This window comes from Arthrobacter globiformis (assembly GCF_046536215.2).
GTDB lineage: Bacteria > Actinomycetota > Actinomycetes > Actinomycetales > Micrococcaceae > Arthrobacter > Arthrobacter globiformis_E.
On the sequence record NZ_CM143421.1, the window covers coordinates 1,539,858 to 1,558,149 of the forward strand.

Sequence of the window (18,292 nt, forward strand, 5' to 3'; positions counted from 1 at the left end):
AAGCGCACCACCAAGCGGCCGCCTCAGGCCAATCGCCACCGCTGGGGCGGGGTGCGTGGGCAGCGCTGGGACCAGCTCACCGGAGCAGAGTCTCCTGTGAGGGGATTACCGCGCCGCGAGCACCGCTGAATACAGTTCCCGCTTGCTCACGCGGGTTTCCTCGGCGACGGCCGCCACGGCTTCCTTGAGCCGCACACCCTTGGCCACGAGTTCGTTCACGGCGGCCACCCCGTCCTCCGGCGTGCCGGGTGCGCGCTCCGGTGCGCCTGCCACCACCACGGCGATCTCACCGCGCACCTCGTTGGCCTCCGCCCACTGCAGCATCTCGCGGAGCGAACCGCGGAGGACTTCCTCGTAGGTCTTGGTGAGTTCGCGGCATACTGCCGCGCGCCGGTCCGGGCCGAAGCGCTCGTGCAGCGCCCGCAGCATGGCCTCAAGCCGGTGCGGCGCCTCGAAGAAGACCATGGTGCGGCGTTCGGCGTCGAGATCCGCCAGGCGCGAGGCGCGTTCGCCGGCCTTCCGCGGCAGGAACCCTTCAAAACAGAACCTGTCGGTGGGAAGGCCGGACAGGGCCAGCGCGGTGAGGACCGCGGAGGGGCCGGGGACGGCCGTGACCGTGAGGCCGGCGGCCACGGCGCCTTCGACCAGCCTGAAGCCGGGGTCGGAGACCGCGGGCATGCCGGCGTCGGTTACCATCACGAGCGTTTTTCCGGAGCGGACCTGCTCCAGAAGCTCAGCGGTCTTGGTGGCCTCGTTGTGCTCGTGGTAGCTGATGATCCGCCCGGTCACGGCGACCTCCAGGCTCTGCACCAGGCGGTGCAGGCGGCGGGTGTCCTCGGCCGCCACAATGTCCGCCGTTGCCAGCAGCTCCACCAGCCGGGCGGAAGCGTCGCCCACATTGCCGATGGGCGTTGCCGCCAGGACAATCCGTCCGGGGCCGCCGCTGCGCAGGTCCTGCTGGGTTCTGCCGGCGGTGCCCGCCGCTTCGGGGCTGCCCGCCGGTTCTGCACTGCCGGAAGGGTCGGAACTGCTGTCAGGGGCGGTGCTCGCTTCATGGTCCACGGATCCAGCCTACTGCCGCCCGGCCTTCACGCCTTTCTTCGGGTTCGAACCAGCCGCAAACGGTAGCATGGGCTCGTGACGCAGACCTCCGTGCGGCCTGACGGGGCCGAACCAGCAAGTACCCCGCCTTCCGCACTGGCCGCGGAAGGCCGCGGCCTGCACGGGAAGCGCTGGATCGCCCGCCCCTCGGAGGCCTTCACGGCAGATGCCCTGACCCGGCGCCTGATCGGCGGCATCCGCACCTGGCGGGACTACCCGCCGTCGCTCCGGCTCTGGTTCTGGCTGGTTCCGGCCATAACCGCCGTCGTGGGCGGGATCCTGAGGTTCGTCCGGCTGGAGGTCCCCCGCGCCCTCGTGTTTGACGAGACGTACTACGTCAAGGACGGCTATTCGCTGCTGGTGAGCGGCTACGAGCGGAGCTGGCCGGACAAGGCCAATGACGCATTCGTGGCCGGCAACCCCAACGTGCTGCTGAACACCCCCGAATACGTGGTGCACCCTCCCGTGGGCAAATGGATGATCGCGGCGGGCATGTGGCTGTTCGGGGCAGACAACCCCTTCGGCTGGCGGTTCGCCGCCGCGCTGACCGGCACCCTGTCCGTCGCGCTCCTCGCGCTGATAGCCCAGAAGCTTTTCGGCTCCCTGATCCTGGGCGGGGCAGCCGGCCTGCTGCTCGCCGTCGACGGGCACCATCTGGTCATGTCCCGTACGTCGCTGCTGGACATCTTCCTGATGTTCTGGGTCCTGGCCGCGTTCGGCGCGCTGTTGCTGGACCGCGACGACGGCCGGCGCAGACTCGCGGCCAGGCTCGGGAGGCAGGCGGCCGCCTCCCCTGCCGGCAGGCCATCAGCGCTCCAGCTGCTGTCCGGCCCGTGGCTGGGCGTCCGCTGGTGGCGGATAGTGGCGGGCATCTGCCTGGGCCTGGCCGTCGGCACCAAGTGGTCGGCGCTGTTCTTCCTGGCCGGTTTCGGGCTCCTGACCGTGTTCTGGGACCTGAGCGCCCGCCGGACCGCCGGCATCCGCGGCTGGATTAGCGCCGGCATCATCAAGGACGGGCTCCTCGCCTTCGTCAGCATCGTGCCCGTGGCTGCCGTGACCTACCTAGCCACCTGGACCGGGTGGTTCCGGTCCACCGATGCCTACTACCGGCGATGGGCGGAGACGAACCCCAGCGCGGAATGGGGCTGGCTGCCGGACTCCTTGCGGTCCCTGGCCCACTACCACCTTGAGGCCTACAAGTTCCATCAGGGGCTCAGCTCCGAGCATCCGTACGAGGCGAGCGCCTGGAGCTGGCTCGTGATGGGCAGGCCCACCTCGTTCTTTTACGAGTCCCCCAAGCAGGGCACTCCCGGCTGCGACTTCACCAACTGCACCACGGCCATCCTCTCGGTCGGCAACCCGCTGATCTGGTGGAGCGCCGCCATCTCGCTCGTCATCCTGCTGTTCTGGTGGGCGGGCAGACGCGACTGGCGCGCCGGAGCGGTGCTGGCCGCCGTCGGCTCCGGTTACCTGCCGTGGTTCATGTACCCGGAACGCACCATGTTCTTCTTCTATGCGGTGTCCTTTGAGCCCTTCCTGGTCCTGGCGCTCGTGTATTGCCTGGGACTGGTGCTGGGGAAATCCACCGATCCGCCGTGGCGCCGGCGCTCCGGGCTGTACGGGGTTGCCCTCTTCGTGGTGGCCGCGGTGCTCATCTCCTCCTTCTTCTACCCCGTCTGGACCGCCGAAATGATCACCTACCAGGACTGGCGGTTCAGAATGTGGATGCCTTCCTGGATCTGAGGCACGATTGCAGGTGGAACCCGGACGTGATCATCAACGATATGGAGACCCGCCTGTGAGGGAAGCAAGCACGGAACTGATGGTTGCACTGGAGGACAGCAGCAACGTCACCGACCTGCTCCTGGACTGCTACCGGCACAATCCTTCACACGCCGTCTACGCCCGCCGGGATACCGGCGGCTGGCAGAACGTCACCGCCGGGCACTTTCTTGACCAGGTCACGGCCCTGGCCAAAGGCCTCATTGCCGGCGGCCTGGCACCCGGGGACACCGTGGCCGTGCTCTCCGCCACGCGCTACGAGTGGACGCTGGTGGACTTCGCCATCTGGTTTGCCGGCGGCGTGACCGTGCCCATCTACGAAACCTCCTCAGCAAGCCAGGTGGAGTGGATCCTGTCCGACTCCGGCGCAGGGCGGATCTTCGTGGAGGACCGCCAGAAGGCGGCGCTGCTGGACCAGGTCCTGTCCGCCTCCAGCGTGCTCGCCGGCCGCCTGGTGCCGGTGGTCCGGATGGATTACGACGGCGAAGCCCCCAACCTTGCCAGCCTCGCCGCCGCGGGAGCCGGGGTGTCAGACGCAGAACTGGAGCGGCACCGCTCCGCAGCCGCGCTGCAGGACGTCGCCTCCCTCGTCTACACCTCCGGCACCACGGGCCGGCCCAAGGGCTGTGAGATCACGCACGGCAACTTCGCCCTCGTGGCCAGGAACGTCGTGGCCTTCCTGCCCGAGCTGCTGCAGCAGGAGAACGCCCGGACCCTGATGTTCCTGCCGCTGGCCCACGTGCTGGCCCGGGCCGTGCAGGTGGTGTGCCTCACGGCCGGAGTGACCCTCGGCCACAGCTCCGGCGCCGCGCAGCTGCTGGATGACCTGGGAACGTTCAAGCCGACCTTCCTGCTGGCTGTACCCCGCATCTTCGAGAAGGTCCATGCCGGGGCGGAACAAAAAGCGAAGGACGCGGGCAAGTCGCGGCTGTTCAGTGCCGCCTCACGGGTGGCCGTCCGATACTCGGAGTCGCTGGACGCCGCCGCGCGCGGGAAAGGCAGCGGTCCGGGAGCCCTGCTGCGGGCCCAGCACGCACTGTTCGACCGCCTCGTGTATCCCCGGCTGCGCCAGGTGTTCGGAGGCAGCATGAAGTACGCCGTTTCCGGCGCCAGCCCCCTCAACGCCCGCGACGCGCACTTCTTTCGGGGTGCCGGGATCGCCCTGCTCGAAGGCTACGGCCTGACGGAGACCACCGCGCCGTGCACGGTGAACACCGCCGGGCTCACCCGGGTGGGCACGGTGGGGATCCCGGCGCCGGGCACCACCATCCGCATCGCCGAGGACGGTGAGGTCCTGGTCCGTGGCATCGGCGTGTTCAAGGGCTACCACGCCAACGCGGCGGCCAACGCCGAGGCGTTCACGGACGGCTTCTTCCGCACCGGGGACCTGGGCTCGCTGGACGCCGACGGGTTCCTCACCATCACGGGCCGCAAAAAGGACCTGCTGGTCACCGCCGCCGGAAAAAACGTTGCTCCCGGGCCGCTTGAGGAGAAGATCCGCGAACACCAGCTCGTGGGCCACGCCGTGGTGGTGGGTGACGGGAAACCGTTCGTTTCCGCCCTGGTCAACCTCGACCCCGAGGGCCTCGAGCAGTGGTGCGCGGCGAACAGCGTTCCGCTGCTCAGCCCCGCGGAAGCCCGGACGGATCCCGCGGTGCGGACTGCCCTCCAGGAGGCGGTGGACCAGGCCAACAGCCTCGTGTCCAAGGCCGAATCCATCCGCAAGTTCCGGGTACTGGATGCCGCCTTCACCGTGGAGTCCGGGCACCTGACGCCCTCCCTCAAACTCAAGAGGGCCGCCGTCGTCAAGGACTTTGAAGCGGAAATCGAGCAGCTGTACGGCTGAGCGGGCCTTCCGGCCGGCTCGCCTGTCCAGCTAACCGGCCACCGCCGGCCAGCCGGTGCGGGCCGGCCGCTACAGGTTGACGGGCCGGGCTGTGCCCGTCTCCGGAACGTCGTCGGCGTCGTCCTTCACGCCGCTGTCCTCCGCGTCGCCGCCCTTGCGGCCCTTCCGGGCCGGGGCCAGACCGCGGCGCCTGCGGGTGGGCCAGGTCAGGATCAGCGTCACCACGGCCAAGATCAGGACAAGCGCTGCGATGACCAGGCCGGCGTCAATCCAGAACTGCCCGGGGAAGAGCCGGATGAGCGTGTCCTCCAGCGCAAACGTCCAGGATCCGGCGGCAAAGAAGATCTGGTGGAACTCGGTGAAGAACTGCTGCCAGCCGAGGGCGGCCAGCGTGCCCAGGCCGATGATGAGCACCAGGGTCACGATGGAGCCGGCGAACAGCCCCCGGCGGACTCCGCCGGGCGTGCGCCGCCGCAGGTAGATGATGGCGATGATGCTGATCAGGACCAGCAGTGCCCCGGCCCCGAAGGCGGACAGGAAGACGAGTTTGACGTCGGCCATGTGGCTGACCTCGCCGTCCTTGAACAGCTTTTCGCCGCTGCGGTTGACCAGTTCGCCCAGGTAGCGCGGACCGGACCAGTTGCTCAGGTAGTCCACGGCGTAGGAGCCGTAGGTCATGCGGTCGTCCGCGTTGAAGCCGTAGCCGTCCCCGGGGAAGCCGGGCCGGTGGTACTCGGCCCAGAGGAAGAGCGGGCTGGTCACGGCGCGCACGGCGAGGACCAGGAGGATCACCGGGTAGAAGATGGCCAGCAGGACCTGGAGGAACCGCGGCAGCACCGGCTTGGCCCTGGCTGCCTGCTCGCGCTCCGCGTTGCGGCGCTCCACTTCCTCCTGCGGGGGACGGACCTGCAGCGCCGATGTGGGGAGCGGCTCGCTGTAGTGCGTGCCCATGGCGGAGGAACGGCCCGGCTGGCGCGTGTCCGCGCTCCGCCCTGAGCCGGCGTCCTGGCCTGCCGGCGCGATCCGGCCGGGCCCAGCGTCCCGGTCGGTTTCAGCGTCCGGGTTGGTTTCGCCGTTCCCGGCGGCAGCCGCCTCCGCCGCCTTGCGGTCGGCACGGCTTTCCGGCTGGACGGCAGCCGAACCGGCCCCAACTGAAGCGGCTCGAGCCGAACCGGCTGCAGCGGAAGCGGCTGCCGGACGTGAAGCGGCACCAGCCGGCTGGTTTGCGGCAGCACCGGCGGCCGGACGTGCTGCAGAGGCGGAGGCAGCACCGGCGGCGCCCTCCCCCTCGGCGCGCGCTGCAGGCGCGGGCTTCATCCATTCAAACGCCGGCTCGTCGGTGTCTTCCGCGGGATCCAGGGCGGGGTTCGCCGCCGGATCCAGCCGCGGATCAAGGCGTTCGGACGGTGTCGGAGTATTGTCTTTCACTGCAGCTTCACTTCCGTAGGCGTCCACACTCCATGGTCACCGGGAATGCCGGGCCACGCAGCGCTCTGTATCTCCCCAAGAGCCTACCGTCAGCCGCTCCGGCACCGCGATGTGCCACCCCGCCACCTGCATGAATAATCGGCCGGCAGTAATAATCAGGCTGCAAGTTCAGTAGAGCCGGTGTCCTGGCTTCCCAGGTCGCCGCGGGCGCCGGAGCGGTAGGCCCGTCCGCCGCACACCAGCACATATAACCAGTATGCCGCCAGCACGGCCGCGCCGATACTGATTTTCGCCCACACCGGCAATGCGCTGGGCGTAACAAAGCCCTCCACGAGGCCCGAGACGAACAGCACCAGGACCAGGCCCAGCGCCACAGTGATCATGGACCGGCCCTCTGCCGCGACGGCGCGGGACCGGGTCCGGTTGCCCGGCGACACCATAGCCCAGAAGATCCTCAGCCCGGCCGCGCAGGCCACGAACACCGCCGTCAGCTCCATCAGGCCGTGCGGCAGGATATAGCTCAAGAACACGTCCGTCTTTCCCACCGCGGCGAACACTCCGGCGGCCACGCCCACGCCCTGGGCGTTGCTGAACAGGATCATGGGCACCCAGAAACCGGTGATGCCCAAGGCCACCGCCTGGGCACTGATCCAGGCGTTGTTGGTCCAGACGGCACCGGCGAACGACGCCGCCGGGTTCTCCGAGTAATAGTCGATAAAGTCCTGCTCGACGTACCGCTGGACTTCCGCTTCCGAGGCAACGGCCCGCAGGGCCTCGGGCGAGGTGCCGATCCACAGGGCAAAGGCGCAGCCCACAAGGCAGAACGCGGCGCCGCAGGCCACGGTCAGCCAGCGGATCCGGTACAGGGCGGCCGGGAGCGAGAGCACAAAGAACTGCGCCAGGTCCTCCATGAAGTTCGACCGCGCACCGGTGAAGCGGGTGCGCGCCTGCGCCAGCGTGGCGGACAGGGACGCGGACAGGCCGCTTTCCGGCCCGGTGGAACGCAGCAGGGACAGGTGCGCGGAGGTGACCTGGTACAGGCGCAGCAGTTCGTCGGCGTCGGCACCGTTCAGGCGCCGCTTGTTCGCCAGATGATGCAGCCGCGACCATATGTCCGAGTTGACGGCGGAGAAGGCGTCCATGTCCACGCTCCTACCCTAGCCTGCGGAGAACTAGACTTAGGCGACCGGTGGCCGGAACGACGTACGGGGCAGGAATTTGAGTCCACTCATCACAGGCGAGGCAGTTGTCCTTGAACTCCGTCCGGCGTCCTTCGCGGCACGCTCCCTCGGCCTGTTGCTCGACGTCGTGGTGCATACCGCGCTGCTGATAGGCATCATGATGGCAGTGGGCGCCGCCCGGGATGAGTTCGACGAGGCTGCCGCCACGGCGCTGACCCTCGTCAGCGTGGTGCTGTGCTTCGTCATCATCCCGGCAACCGTGGAGACCCTGACCAGGGGCCTCTCGCTCGGGAAACTGGCGGCCGGGCTGAGGATAGTGCGTGACGACGGCGGGGCCATCCGTTTCCGCCACGCCGTCGTCAGGGCGCTGGTCGGCTTCCTGGAGATCTACCTGACCTTCGGCGGCGTTGCCATCGCCGTCGCCCTCTTCGATGGCCGGTCCCGCCGGCTGGGCGACATTGTGGCGGGCACCTACTCACTGCGGCGCCGGGTCCCGGTGGAGCCCACGATCGTCCCCGTCACGCCGCGGCACCTCGCCGCCTGGGCGGACGCCGCGGACATCGGCCGGATTCCGGATGCCCTCGGGCGCCGTGCCGCCCAGTTCATGCGCCAGGCGCCGCGGATGTCGCCGTTGTCGCGCAGCGGCATGGCCGCAGCCCTCGCCACCGAGATGTCCGGGTATGTGGCACCGTCACCGCCGCCGGGAACCACTCCTGACGACTATCTGGCTGCGGTGCTGGCCGAACGCCGCGCGCGCGAACTCCGCCGGCTGGGCGCGGCGCGGACGGAAAGCAACCGGATCGGGGAACGGCTGCACCTGCTGCCGTTCAGGGCGTCGGACAGCTAGTACTGCCCTGGCGTTAGGCGCGGCGCGTTTGGCGCGGCGCGTCAGCGCCTGGTATTGCGCGTCAGCGCTTCGCGTACTGGGCCCAGGGGATGTTCCAGTCGCCGTAGCCCTCGAGGGGCTCCACCGGCGCAGCCCCCGTGTTCAGGACCTGGACGACGTCGCCGGACTTCATGTTGTTGAAGAACCAGGAGGCGTCCACAGGCAGCAGCCCGACACAGCCGTGCGAGACGTTGGATACGCCGACGTAGCCCCATGCCGACTCAAGCGCCTGGTGGACGTAGACGCCGGAGGACGTGAGCCTGTTGGCGTACTCCACGGTCAGCGGCGGGTAGTAGCCCTTGTCGCCGGGCTTCAGGCCGATGCTTCCGGCGTTGAACTTGGAGTGCCGTTCCTGCTCCATGATCACGGCGTAGCCGGACGGGGAAAGCCAGTCGGAGCCGCCGAGGGTGACCGGTGCGGTCCTGACCAGCTTGCCGTCGAAGTAGACCTTCATGGTCTTGGTGTTGTCGTCCACCACCGCCAGGCGCTGCTGGCCCACCTTGAACTGCACCTTGGCGTTGAAGTTGCCGATCATGCCGTTGCCGAAGTCCAGCCCGAACAGCTTCATGTCCACGGTGACCTGGCTGTTGGAGGCCCAGAACTTCTCGGGGCGGATGCGGACCTTCTGGTCCGAGTACCAGTGCCAGGCCACGGGCTGCTTGGAGGAGACCGTAATCTTGACGGCCTTTTCCACCGCGGCCTTGTTGGTAACGGGCTCGCTGAAGACGATGTCGATGGGCTGGCCCGCGCCCACCGTGGAGCCGTTCTCCGGGAACACGGCGGCGTCTGCCTCGTTGGCGGGCTCCACGGTGGTGAAGGTCTGGACCTTCTTGGTTTCCCGGCCCGCCCCATCCACGATCGTGTAGCTGTAGTTGTACGGCGTGTTGAAGGCCAGCGGGTCCACGGCCGTCCATGTGCTGCCGTCGGCGCTGACAGTGCCCTTGACGGCCTCTCCCCCGGCGGCCGGCTCCAGCACAACGTCCTGGACACGGCCGTTGACCGCCTTGACGGAGGGCGCCACCGCGGGGTTGACACCCTTGGCGCCGTCGAGCGGTGTCACGCCAAGCTCCACGGCCTTAACCACAGGAGTGGCCAGGCCGGGCTCGTTGCGCACGGGGCTGGAGGCTTCGGATTGGGGCGCCGGGTTGGCCCAGCCAGGAGCGGTGGCGACGCCGATTCCGCCGGCCGCAACAGCAGCGCAAATGGCAACGACGGCGATGATCTTGCCGGTTTTCCGGTTGTTCTTTTCCGTCATGACTGGTTTCTCCGTGTCCCACCGGGCTGCCCATCGGCATCCGTCCGTGTGCCCAGCGGTAACGCTGACCAGCCAATTTTATCGCACGGCATAGCTGACCCCGGCCGCCGTGAGGTGCACGGCGCGCCGGGATCCTGGGTAAGACGCGCTGCTAGTAGCGGTAGTGCTCCGGCTTGAACGGGCCGGCCGCGTCCACGTCCAGGTAATCGGCCTGGTCCTTGGACAGTTCGGTCAGCTCCACGCCCAGGGCATCGAGGTGCAGGCGCGCCACCTTCTCGTCCAGGATCTTGGGCAGCACGTAGACCTGGTTTTCGTATTCCCGCTCGCCTTCGGGCTGGTCCTTCTTGGTGAACAGCTCGATCTGGGCGATGGTCTGGTTGGCGAAGGAGTTGCTCATGACGAACGACGGGTGGCCGGTGGCGTTGCCGAGGTTCAGCAGGCGCCCTTCGGACAGGACGATGATGGACCGGGTGCTGTCCGCCGCGTCGCCGCCGAAGACCCATTCGTGGACCTGGGGCTTGATCTCGACCTTCCGGATGCCGGGGATCCGGGCGAGGCCTGCCATGTCGATCTCATTGTCGAAGTGCCCGATGTTGCCCACGATGGCCTTGTTCTTCATGCCGGCCATGTGCTCGGCCATGATGACGTCCTTGTTGCCCGTGGTGGTGATGAAGATGTCGCCCTGCTCCAGCACGCTCTCCAGCTTGGCCACCTGGTAGCCGTCCATGGCGGCCTGCAGCGCGCAGATGGGGTCGATTTCGGTGACGATCACGCGGGCACCCTGGCCGCGGAGCGCCTCGGCGGCACCCTTGCCGACGTCGCCGTAGCCGCAGACGACGGCGACCTTGCCGCCGATGAGAACGTCGGTGGCCCGGTTGAGGCCGTCCGGCAGGGAGTGCCGGATGCCGTACTTGTTGTCGAACTTGCTCTTCGTCACGGAGTCGTTGACGTTGATGGCCGGGAAGAGCAGCTTGCCCTGTTCGGCGAGCTGGTAGAGGCGGTGCACGCCTGTGGTGGTTTCTTCGCTGACACCGTGGATGCCGGCGGCGAGCCGGGTCCACTTCTTCGGGTCCTCGGCCAGCGTCCGGCGCAGGACGTCCAGGACGATCCCGTATTCCTCGGGGTCGTTGGCTGCGGCGACCGGAACGGCGCCTGCCGCCTCAAACTCCACGCCGCGGTGCAGCAGCAGCGTGGCGTCGCCGCCGTCGTCGAGAATCATGTTCGGGCCCAGCTCGGGGTCCGTGTCAGCACCGGGCCAGGTGAGGATCTGCTCGGCGGTCCACCAGTATTCCTCCAGCGTTTCACCCTTCCAGGCGAACACGGGAACGCCCTGCGGGTCCTCCACGGTGCCGGTGCCAACCACGACGGCGGCGGCGGCCTCATCCTGGGTGGAGAAGATGTTGCAGGAGGCCCAGCGGACCTCGGCGCCGAGGGCCGTAAGGGTCTCGATGAGCACGGCGGTCTGCACCGTCATGTGCAGCGACCCGGCGATGCGGGCGCCCTTGAGGGGCTGGCTGGCTCCGAATTCCCGGCGCAGCGACATGAGTCCCGGCATCTCGTGCTCCGCGAGCCGGATCTGGTGGCGCCCGGCCTCGGCCAGGGAGATGTCGGCAACCTTGTAATCGATCGTCATGGGGATCCTTTGCTGTATCCGGCGTCTAGCCTTCTGCGGTGCTGGCTGGGTGTTAGGCGGTGGGGGCGGCCGCTGCGGGGCCGGCGTCGTGCTGGTCCGACCGGGCGGCCGTGGCTGCGGCGCGCAGTTCCGGGGGAAGCAGCAGCGGAATGCCGTCTTCGATCGCGTACCGCACCCGTTCCCCGCCCTCCGCCGCCGACGTGGAGACGAGTTCCTCGCCCTCCTGGGTCAGAGCCGATCCGGTGACCGGGCACCGCAGAACGGACAACAGTTCAGAACTGATCTTTGGCATGGTGGAGGCTCCCTGCTGGGCACAAGCACTGTGGCTGACGGATTTCAGCTTCCAGCCTACCGCCAGTTCGGCGCCAGGACGGTCCCCGCCGGCCTCAGGACGGTTCGCGCAGGATGCGCAGGTGGCCGCGCCGGGTGCCCTCGGTGGCGGCGGGCGCTTCCAGCGCCGAGTGGGCGGCGCGCTGGCCTGCGGCCGGGGCCGCCGGGCGGGACGCAGCCTCACGGACGGCGTCGGCCAGGGCGAGGAGGTCGTCGGGACCGGGCTGCGGCGGCTGCGACGGCATGGCCAGGCGGAGCACTTCCCAGCCGCGCGGGACGGTCAGCGAACCGGCATGCTGCTCGCACAGGTCGTAGCAGTGCGGCTCCGCGTAGGTCGCCAGTGGGCCGAGGACAGCGGTGGAGTCCGCGTAAACGTACGTCAAAGTTGCCACCGCGGACTGGCGGCAGGCTGACCTGGAACATTGACGTATTGCACCCACGAAAACACAGAATACTCCGCCTCAGGCAGTTTTCCCGACATTGACGACCGGCCCGCGCCACGGCAGCGGCGCTCCGGTCCGGTTATGTCGCGCAAATCATTCGGCGGGTCTAAAGTCTGTATATGCAGTCATCGCACCATGCTTCGGGTTTTACGGTCCGGTTGGCTGACCCGGAAACGCCCCGGGACGCTGCCGGGACCCCCGCTGGCCGGAGCTTCACACAGCGCCGGCGCAACCGGCACGGCCGCGGCCTCCGGGGCGAACTGCTGCTGCCCACGCTGCCCGGCTACCGAAGCCGCTCGGACCGGTTTGATGAACTCGTCATGGACTCCGCCCAGCGGCTCCACGACATCTGGGGCAAACCGCTCGACGGCGTCCGGTTCGCGGTCGATGAGATCCCGCCGAACCTGGAACAGCTCGTGGCCGAAGGGTCGCCCGCTCCGATGGGCTGCTACACCCCCGCCACCGAGGACGAGGGCCCCATCATCACGCTGTACCGCCGGGTGGTTGAACAGGCCTGCCCCGTCAAGGAGGAACTCCAGGACCTGGTGCATGACGTGGTGGTGGAGCACACCGCCGAGATGCTGGGCGTGGCCCCGGAAACCCTGGACCCGGTGTACCGCCGGCGCTACTGAGCGCGCCTCATACCGGCGGCTAGTAGCCAAGCGTCACCGGCACTTTTTCCTGTCCCTCCGCGCCCGGGGCAATGGCCACGGTGGACACATCGTTCCGGCCATCCCGTTCGAGCAGCACAGCGCCGTAGGCCGCTCCGCCGGAGGCGGACACGAGATAGCCGACGACGGCCGAGTCACCGATCTCGTCGGCCGCTGTGAGGGTGGTGGTGGTGCCGGCGGCAATGTCTGCGGTGGCCGCGGTACGGAGTTTTCCGTCCGCCGTGATCGGGGTGTAGGAGATGGTGGCCCTGTCGTCCAGGGCGCCGAAGACCAGCTGCCGCTCCCCGCTTTGGGGAAGCGGGACCACGTGCTGGCTGCCGAGCTGGGCGCTGGCCGGCGACCACGCGAAGTCCAGGCTCTGGCTGGCCTTCAGCCCCCGGCTCACCCGTGCGGCTGCCACGATGCTGACGTCCGACGTCGCCGAAACGGTGTACTTGCCGGCGGGAACGCCGGCCAGGGGGACTTCGGTAACGGTGCCGGCCTTCGCGGTGACAACGCCCCCGCGCGGAAGGGCCTGCTGCCCGGCGCGGCCAAACAGCTTCACCTCCACCACGGCGTCCGACGGGCCGGGAACGGTGATCTGCAGCGACGGGCCGGCGTCGTCAAAACCGGATTCGCCGGTGAGTGACTTCACGTCCCCGGCGTCCTGGATGTCGATGCCGGTCATCACCTGGGACGGCGCCGCGGATGTTCCGGGCGCGATGAAATCCACGCCGCCGGAGGTCAGTCCGCGGAGCACACTCTGCTGGATGAAGGCGCTGACGGGCCCGCCCGAGCTCCGGACGTGGACGCTCAGCCGTTCTTCTCCGGGAGCGAGACCGGCGAGCACGATCGACCGGGTAGACTTCGGTCCCACCAGCAGGCCGCGGCTGCCCGAGGCCTTGATCTGGCCGGCCTTTCCGTAAAGCTCAAGGTTCACCGTGGCGGGGGTGGTGGAGGCGTTGCTGAGGTGGATGACACTGCTGCGGCCCACCGCGGTGTTGGCGCCGCTGAGCCAAAGGTCGTTCGAGGGGGTTTGGCAGGCGGCAGCCGCCGAACCCTGCAGGTCACCGTCAGTTGCCGTGGAGGCCATGAGGGCCGCGGCCGCAGGCTGCCGGTTGGCGAGGGCGTCGGCGGACAGCACGCTGACGTCGTCCACGGCCTGCCCCTCGACAACCCCGGCGAGCACTCCGGAGGAGCCTGCCGGAGCCGTCGCCGAGGCGGGCGCCTTGGCGATCCGCTGCAGCTCGGACCCCTTCAGCGCGGAGAGCGCGCTGCCGGGAAGGCTGCCGCCCGCCCCGCTGACCACCGCCGCGGACACGGCGCTCTTGGCCGTGGCGGACTCGGGGCTGAACTGGGGGTCGGTTCCTACCGGTGTTCCTTCGAGGAGCCGTGCCGGAGCAGGGCAGACGTCCTGGACGCTTCCGGCCGGCACGGCCGCTTCCGCCGCAGCGAGGGGCTTGGCCGCCGACGGCTGCGGCGCCAGGCTGGCTCCTACGACAACGCCTCCGCCGGCGGCGACGAGGACCACACCGGAGAGTACCCCCGCCACGATGCCGCGCCGGCCGGCAACACGGGTGGCGCCACCGGACCGGGACCCGGAGGCGCCGGTTCCGGAAGCGCTGCCGCCGGCAGCTTTTCTTCCCTTAGCCCGGGCTTCCCGTCCGCTGCCCCGCTTGGCCGGCGTCCCGCCGTCGTTCTCTTCCTCATGCATTCTGGTATTCCTTACGCAGGGACCCTTCGTCCCTGGACAGGCCGGTGTTGGGGCGCCGCGCCGGCATCGGCAGCGCCAGCAGGACGGTCAGGCCAATGACGGCGGCCTGCAGGATGCCGGCCCAGAGCGCCCAGGGGCTTTCGTACCTGACCGTCACCTGGCCGGCCTGCGGTGGCAGCGTGAAGGCCTGGGACCAGCCGGAGGTGGTGGAGGTCAGTTTGCGGCCGTCGAGCCAGGCGGTCCAGCCGGGATCTGCCCGCTCGGCAAGCACCAGCAGCCGGCCCTCCGGCCCCTTGGGCACCGAGGCCTGCGCGCCGGTCAGGTCCGAGGGAACCAGCCCGACCGTGGCGCCCTTGCTGTCCACAATGCGCACCCGGTGGGCGACATCGGCCGGCTGCAGGACGGCGTCGTTCAGGGGTGTAACACGCCAGAGCCAGCCCGAGTCCGTAGGCCCGACGGCGGTCAGCCCGGGAACCGCGTCCATCCGGCTGGCGGTCAGCTGGGCTGCCGTGTCCGCGGAGCGCAGGACGACGAATCCGACGCCGAGACGCTCCAGCTCGGGCCGCGGGTCGACGCCGCGGGCGGCCACCAGGGTGGCGACGCTGGTGCGCAGCGCCGAGGTGACCTCGTCGTCGTCGCGGACCGATTCCTGCCCGGGGTTGCCCAGGACATTCCGGGCGGCCGCGATGGTGGAGAGGCTGTCCAGCGTAGTGCCTCCCCCGCGCATCAGGGTGGCGCTGTACGTTCCGTCGTCCCCGGTGCTGATCAGCAGCGTCCGGGTCCGCTCCGGGCCCTCGCCGCGGTCCACGGCGGTGGCGGGCAGTATCCGCGGGTCAGTGGGGCCCACGAGCCGGGGCGTCCCGAGGTCCGCCGTGTCTGCCTGCACCGCGGCGTCGGCCGGCTGCAGCACGTTCTGCACCGTCCAGGCCGCCAGCCCGGCCAGCGGTCCGGCGAGCAGGAGCACCAGTGCCAGCGCCGCGGCACCGCGGGCCACGGCACTGGGCCGCGCTCCCCCGTCACGGGTCACGCCGTCCGGTCCGGCGCCGGCGAGCGTCAGCAGGCCGTCGCCGCCGATGATGGCCGCCCCCAGCAGCGCGAACACGGCGGCGGAAACGGCCGGACCCGTGAATGGCACCACGAGCGACTGGGGGCCGGCCCCGGTGGCCACGTGCGCCGCCAGCCACCCGCCGGCCAGGACCACGAGTGCCGCCACCCAGAGGGCCCTGGCGATGCGGCCGCGGCGGTCCGCGTGGACACGGAGCGGAACGAAGAGCGCGGCAACGGCCAGCGCCAGCAGCGGGGCTCCGACCAGAAGGGCCAGCAGCAGCGCCCAGGGGACGGAGCCGCCGGAAAAGAGCGCTAGCCCGGCAAGGCCGCCGGCGGGGTCGAAGCTGAGCGGCTGGCCCAGGATCTGCTGCCATGCCGGCGCGCCGTCGAAGGGCAGCGGAAGTCCAGGGTCAGCCAAGAGTGCCCTGGGCCGGTCGAGGGTGGACAGCGCAAACGGCACAAACAGCGCAGCGCTCGGCAGGAGTGCCCACCACAGCGTGCGTCCGCGCTTCCCCAGCAGCAGGCTCAGGAGAATGATGACGACGGCGGCCGGCAGCAGGAGCGACGGTGCGGCGGCGGTGATGGCCGCCAGCGCCAGCCCGGCGGCTGCGGCTGCCGTCCATGACGGCGTGCCATTGACTCCGGGCTTGGCCGGCGGCTGGTCCGCAGGGCTGCCGGCCAGAACAGGCGCGAAGCGGCCGCGGCCGAAGGCGGAGCCGGTGGCCCGCAGCAGCGCCAGGACCAGCAGCGGCATCAGAAGGTGCGCCAGCAGGGCCCCGATGCGCCCCTGGTTGACGGCCACCTGAAGCGCTGGCGCCGCCGCCCAGACCAGGGCAGCCGCCAGCCGGAAGCGGCGGTAGGAGGTCAGGGCACCGGAAGCGAACCAGGCGGTCAGGCCGGAAAGCGGCATGGCCAGCAGGAGCAGCCAGATGACGGCGCCGTTGGCGTTGCCTCCGCCCAGCAGCCCGAGGATCCAGAGGACATAGCCGAAGGGGTCGCCGTGCCCGGGAAGCCCGGCGCCCAGCCCGATCCACCAGCTGGAGGCGTGGTGCCAGATGTCCTCCAGCCGGGCCGAAACCGGCAGGAGCGCCCCGCCGGCGGCAGCGTCGGCCTGGAAAAGCGCGGCAAGGCCGGCGAAAGAGGCCGCGGTGGCAAGGATGGCAGCGGCGACGGCACCGTTGCCCACCCAGCCCCGCCCGTTCGTGGACAGGGCTGCGAAGTCATCGGTCGAATCGCCGCTGGGCTGTTCCTCCAGCGGGTCATTGCTGTCCTCGGAGGCCCGCGTATCGTCCGCGCCCAGGGCTTCCATCAGGGAGCGCCGGTGCCCCCACACCTCGCGCCGCTCGGTCTGCAGCGCCTTGACCACGGAGCGCCGGACGCGACGGGTGCGGGCAGCGTTGCGCCGCCCGCGGGCGAGGGCGGCGGGCCTGGCGAGGGCCGCCGCGGTGGCCAGGAGCTGCGAAAAACCGTACCCGGGATCCTTCACGGCGATGCTGAAGACCAGCCGGAGCAGGCTGCCAAGGAGGGCGCCGACGGCGTGCAGCGGCAGCGCCCACAGCGGTGCGTGCTTAAGCCGGAGGTGAACCTGTGCCCGGCGCGCGGCCGAGGCGGTGCCGAGGGCATGCGGCCGGTGGGAGACGTGGAACATCCGCGCGCTGGGAACCACCACAACCCGGTGTCCGGCCAGCCGGTTGCGCCAGCAGAAGTCGACGTCGTCGCCCGTGCCGGGAAGCGCCGGGTCAAAGCCTTTGAGGTGTTCCCAGATGTCCCGCCGGACCAGCATGCCGGCGGAGTTGACGGCGAAGGTGTCGGAACGTCCGTCGTACTGCCCCTGGTCAAGCTCGTCCGCCTCGATCAGTGTCAGCCGTTCGGCCCAGCGGCTGGTGGAAAGCCCGACGTCGATCAGGCGCCTTTTGGCGTTCCAGTCCAGTTGCTTGCAGCCCGCGACGGTGACGGAAGGGGCACGCTCCACGGCGTGCAGCAGCTCGGCCAGCGCCTCAGGGGCAGGTGCCGCGTCGTCGTGCAGGAGCCAGATCCATTCCGACCGGTCATGTGTGCCCTGCGGTTTCCACGGGGCCAGGGCGGCGAGACCGGCGCGTACCGCGGCGCCCATCCCCGTCCTGCCGCCATTGGCGGTGATGACGTTGGCCTCACCAAGGGCGCGCTGCAGCAGGGCAGCCGAAATGTCCTGCGAGCCGGTATCCACCCCGATCACGGTGTCCGCCGGCCGGGTCTGTCCGGCCAGCGCTGAAAGTGTCCTGGGCAAATAATCACTGCCGTTGTGGGCTACCACAACGGCAGTGACGTGTACTTCCTGAAGAATTAGACCGCTCGCTTCCTCAGCCGTCGGCGCTCACGCTCGGAGAGGCCACCCCAAATCCCGAACCGTTCGTCATTCGCCAGCGCGTATTCAAGGCACTGCGACCGCACGCTGCACGCTCCGCACACTTTCTTGGCGTCCCGCGTGGAACCGCCCTTTTCCGGGAAGAAGGCCTCCGGATCTGTCTGTGCGCACAGGGCGTCAGTCTGCCACCCAAGCTCGCCTTCGTCGTCGAAATCCTGCCCCAGGGGCAAGCCGATCCACACCGGCTGCGCCAGGGTGGAGGATGCCGGATTCCGGATCTCCATGGGGGGATCGAGATCGTCCTCGTCCTGCTCCGGTTGACCGGCCAGCAGGGATTCATTCTGGAGAGCGTCATGCTGCGCCAGAAAGGCCGTGGCCTGGTCCTGCAGCGAGGCAGACGTGTCCTGGTTGTACCGCTCTGCGGCGTCCGGATCTGCCGGATCTACGTACCAGTCGCTGGGTACCCCCCGAGACCTGTACTTTGCTGTGGCCTGGCCGGCCATAACAGCATCATCATGCATACGCTCCGCTTGCCCCATGGCGTCCCCTCCTGAGTAGTGCGGCCCCCGGCCCGACGTTCAGGACACTACGTGGAGTTCCTGAGAGTTCGCCGCGGCTTTTCGATATCTAATTACACGCGTGTAAGTAGGGG

General features: G+C 69.4%; 14 protein-coding genes. 4 read left to right on the forward strand and 10 right to left on the reverse strand.

The window, feature by feature from the left end; genetic code table 11:
* Window positions 1-105 precede the first annotated feature (105 nt).
* Window positions 106-951, reverse strand: a complete 846-nt coding sequence (gene rsmI, locus R5O87_RS06875) for a 16S rRNA (cytidine(1402)-2'-O)-methyltransferase (protein ID WP_410555827.1) — start codon at window positions 949-951, stop codon at window positions 106-108.
* 186 nt (window positions 952-1,137) lie between these two features.
* Between rsmI and R5O87_RS06880 the strand changes: the two genes are divergently transcribed.
* Window positions 1,138-2,844 (forward strand): dolichyl-phosphate-mannose--protein mannosyltransferase, encoded by a 1,707-nt coding sequence (locus tag R5O87_RS06880; RefSeq protein WP_410555811.1) that lies wholly within the window; start codon window positions 1,138-1,140, stop codon window positions 2,842-2,844.
* 55 nt (window positions 2,845-2,899) lie between these two features.
* Window positions 2,900-4,729 (forward strand): AMP-dependent synthetase/ligase, encoded by a 1,830-nt coding sequence (locus tag R5O87_RS06885; protein WP_410555812.1) that lies wholly within the window; start codon window positions 2,900-2,902, stop codon window positions 4,727-4,729.
* Window positions 4,730-4,798: 69 nt separating this feature from the next.
* Here the strand turns inward: R5O87_RS06885 and R5O87_RS06890 are convergent, their stop codons facing one another.
* Both R5O87_RS06890 and R5O87_RS06895 read right to left on the reverse strand, forming a co-directional pair.
* On the reverse strand, window positions 4,799-6,157 hold the full coding sequence (locus tag R5O87_RS06890; protein WP_410555813.1) for a TIGR01906 family membrane protein: 1,359 nt from the start codon (window positions 6,155-6,157) through the stop codon (window positions 4,799-4,801).
* Between the two features lie 155 nt (window positions 6,158-6,312).
* Window positions 6,313-7,305, reverse strand: coding sequence for a stage II sporulation protein M (locus R5O87_RS06895; protein WP_410555814.1), 993 nt, complete (start codon window positions 7,303-7,305; stop codon window positions 6,313-6,315).
* A 70-nt stretch (window positions 7,306-7,375) separates the two neighbouring features.
* Between R5O87_RS06895 and R5O87_RS06900 the strand changes: the two genes are divergently transcribed.
* On the forward strand, window positions 7,376-8,185 hold the full coding sequence (locus R5O87_RS06900) for an RDD family protein (protein WP_410555815.1): 810 nt from the start codon (window positions 7,376-7,378) through the stop codon (window positions 8,183-8,185).
* A gap of 61 nt (window positions 8,186-8,246) precedes the next feature.
* Here R5O87_RS06900 and R5O87_RS06905 read toward each other — a convergent pair whose 3' ends face one another.
* From R5O87_RS06905 to R5O87_RS06920, 4 genes are all read right to left on the reverse strand, one after another.
* Entirely contained in the window at window positions 8,247-9,479 is a 1,233-nt protein-coding gene (locus R5O87_RS06905; RefSeq protein WP_410555817.1) for a L,D-transpeptidase, read from the reverse strand.
* 151 nt (window positions 9,480-9,630) lie between these two features.
* Entirely contained in the window at window positions 9,631-11,112 is a 1,482-nt protein-coding gene (gene ahcY / locus R5O87_RS06910; protein ID WP_410555818.1) for an adenosylhomocysteinase, read from the reverse strand.
* Window positions 11,113-11,164: 52 nt separating this feature from the next.
* Window positions 11,165-11,404: a Trm112 family protein gene (locus tag R5O87_RS06915; protein ID WP_410555819.1), complete on the reverse strand. Its 240-nt coding sequence runs from the start codon at window positions 11,402-11,404 to the stop codon at window positions 11,165-11,167.
* Window positions 11,405-11,498: 94 nt separating this feature from the next.
* Window positions 11,499-11,882, reverse strand: a complete 384-nt coding sequence (locus tag R5O87_RS06920) for a DUF3499 domain-containing protein (RefSeq protein WP_354261938.1) — start codon at window positions 11,880-11,882, stop codon at window positions 11,499-11,501.
* Window positions 11,883-12,004: 122 nt separating this feature from the next.
* Between R5O87_RS06920 and R5O87_RS06925 the strand changes: the two genes are divergently transcribed.
* Complete coding sequence (locus R5O87_RS06925; RefSeq protein WP_410555820.1) at window positions 12,005-12,517, forward strand: metallopeptidase family protein; 513 nt, start codon at window positions 12,005-12,007, stop codon at window positions 12,515-12,517.
* Window positions 12,518-12,536: 19 nt separating this feature from the next.
* On the opposite strand, the gene R5O87_RS06930 is transcribed toward R5O87_RS06925, so the two are convergent.
* From R5O87_RS06930 to R5O87_RS06940, 3 genes are read right to left on the reverse strand one after another with little or no spacing between them, the layout of a single operon-like run.
* A complete protein-coding gene (locus R5O87_RS06930) occupies window positions 12,537-14,249 on the reverse strand; it encodes a DUF5719 family protein (RefSeq protein WP_410555821.1) in 1,713 nt (570 codons plus the stop codon).
* On the reverse strand, window positions 14,242-17,589 hold the full coding sequence (locus tag R5O87_RS06935) for a glycosyltransferase family 2 protein (protein ID WP_462836399.1): 3,348 nt from the start codon (window positions 17,587-17,589) through the stop codon (window positions 14,242-14,244). Before R5O87_RS06935 ends, R5O87_RS06930 begins: the two co-directional genes overlap by 8 nt.
* A 29-nt stretch (window positions 17,590-17,618) precedes the next feature.
* Window positions 17,619-18,179: a WhiB family transcriptional regulator gene (locus tag R5O87_RS06940; RefSeq protein WP_387099851.1), complete on the reverse strand. Its 561-nt coding sequence runs from the start codon at window positions 18,177-18,179 to the stop codon at window positions 17,619-17,621.
* Between the last annotated feature and the right edge of the window lie 113 nt (window positions 18,180-18,292).

Bases quoted from the DNA above. Each gene is read 5' to 3' on its own strand.
- R5O87_RS06905 (WP_410555817.1), bottom strand. From the start codon at position 9,479: ATGACGGAAAAGAACAACCGGAAAACCGGCAAGATCATCGCCGTCGTT.
- ahcY (WP_410555818.1), bottom strand. From the start codon at position 11,112: ATGACGATCGATTACAAGGTTGCCGACATCTCCCTGGCCGAGGCCGGG.
- R5O87_RS06915 (WP_410555819.1), bottom strand. From the start codon at position 11,404: ATGCCAAAGATCAGTTCTGAACTGTTGTCCGTTCTGCGGTGCCCGGTC.
- R5O87_RS06925 (WP_410555820.1), top strand. From the start codon at position 12,005: ATGCAGTCATCGCACCATGCTTCGGGTTTTACGGTCCGGTTGGCTGAC.
- R5O87_RS06930 (WP_410555821.1), bottom strand. From the start codon at position 14,249: ATGCATGAGGAAGAGAACGACGGCGGGACGCCGGCCAAGCGGGGCAGC.
- R5O87_RS06940 (WP_387099851.1), bottom strand. From the start codon at position 18,179: ATGGGGCAAGCGGAGCGTATGCATGATGATGCTGTTATGGCCGGCCAG.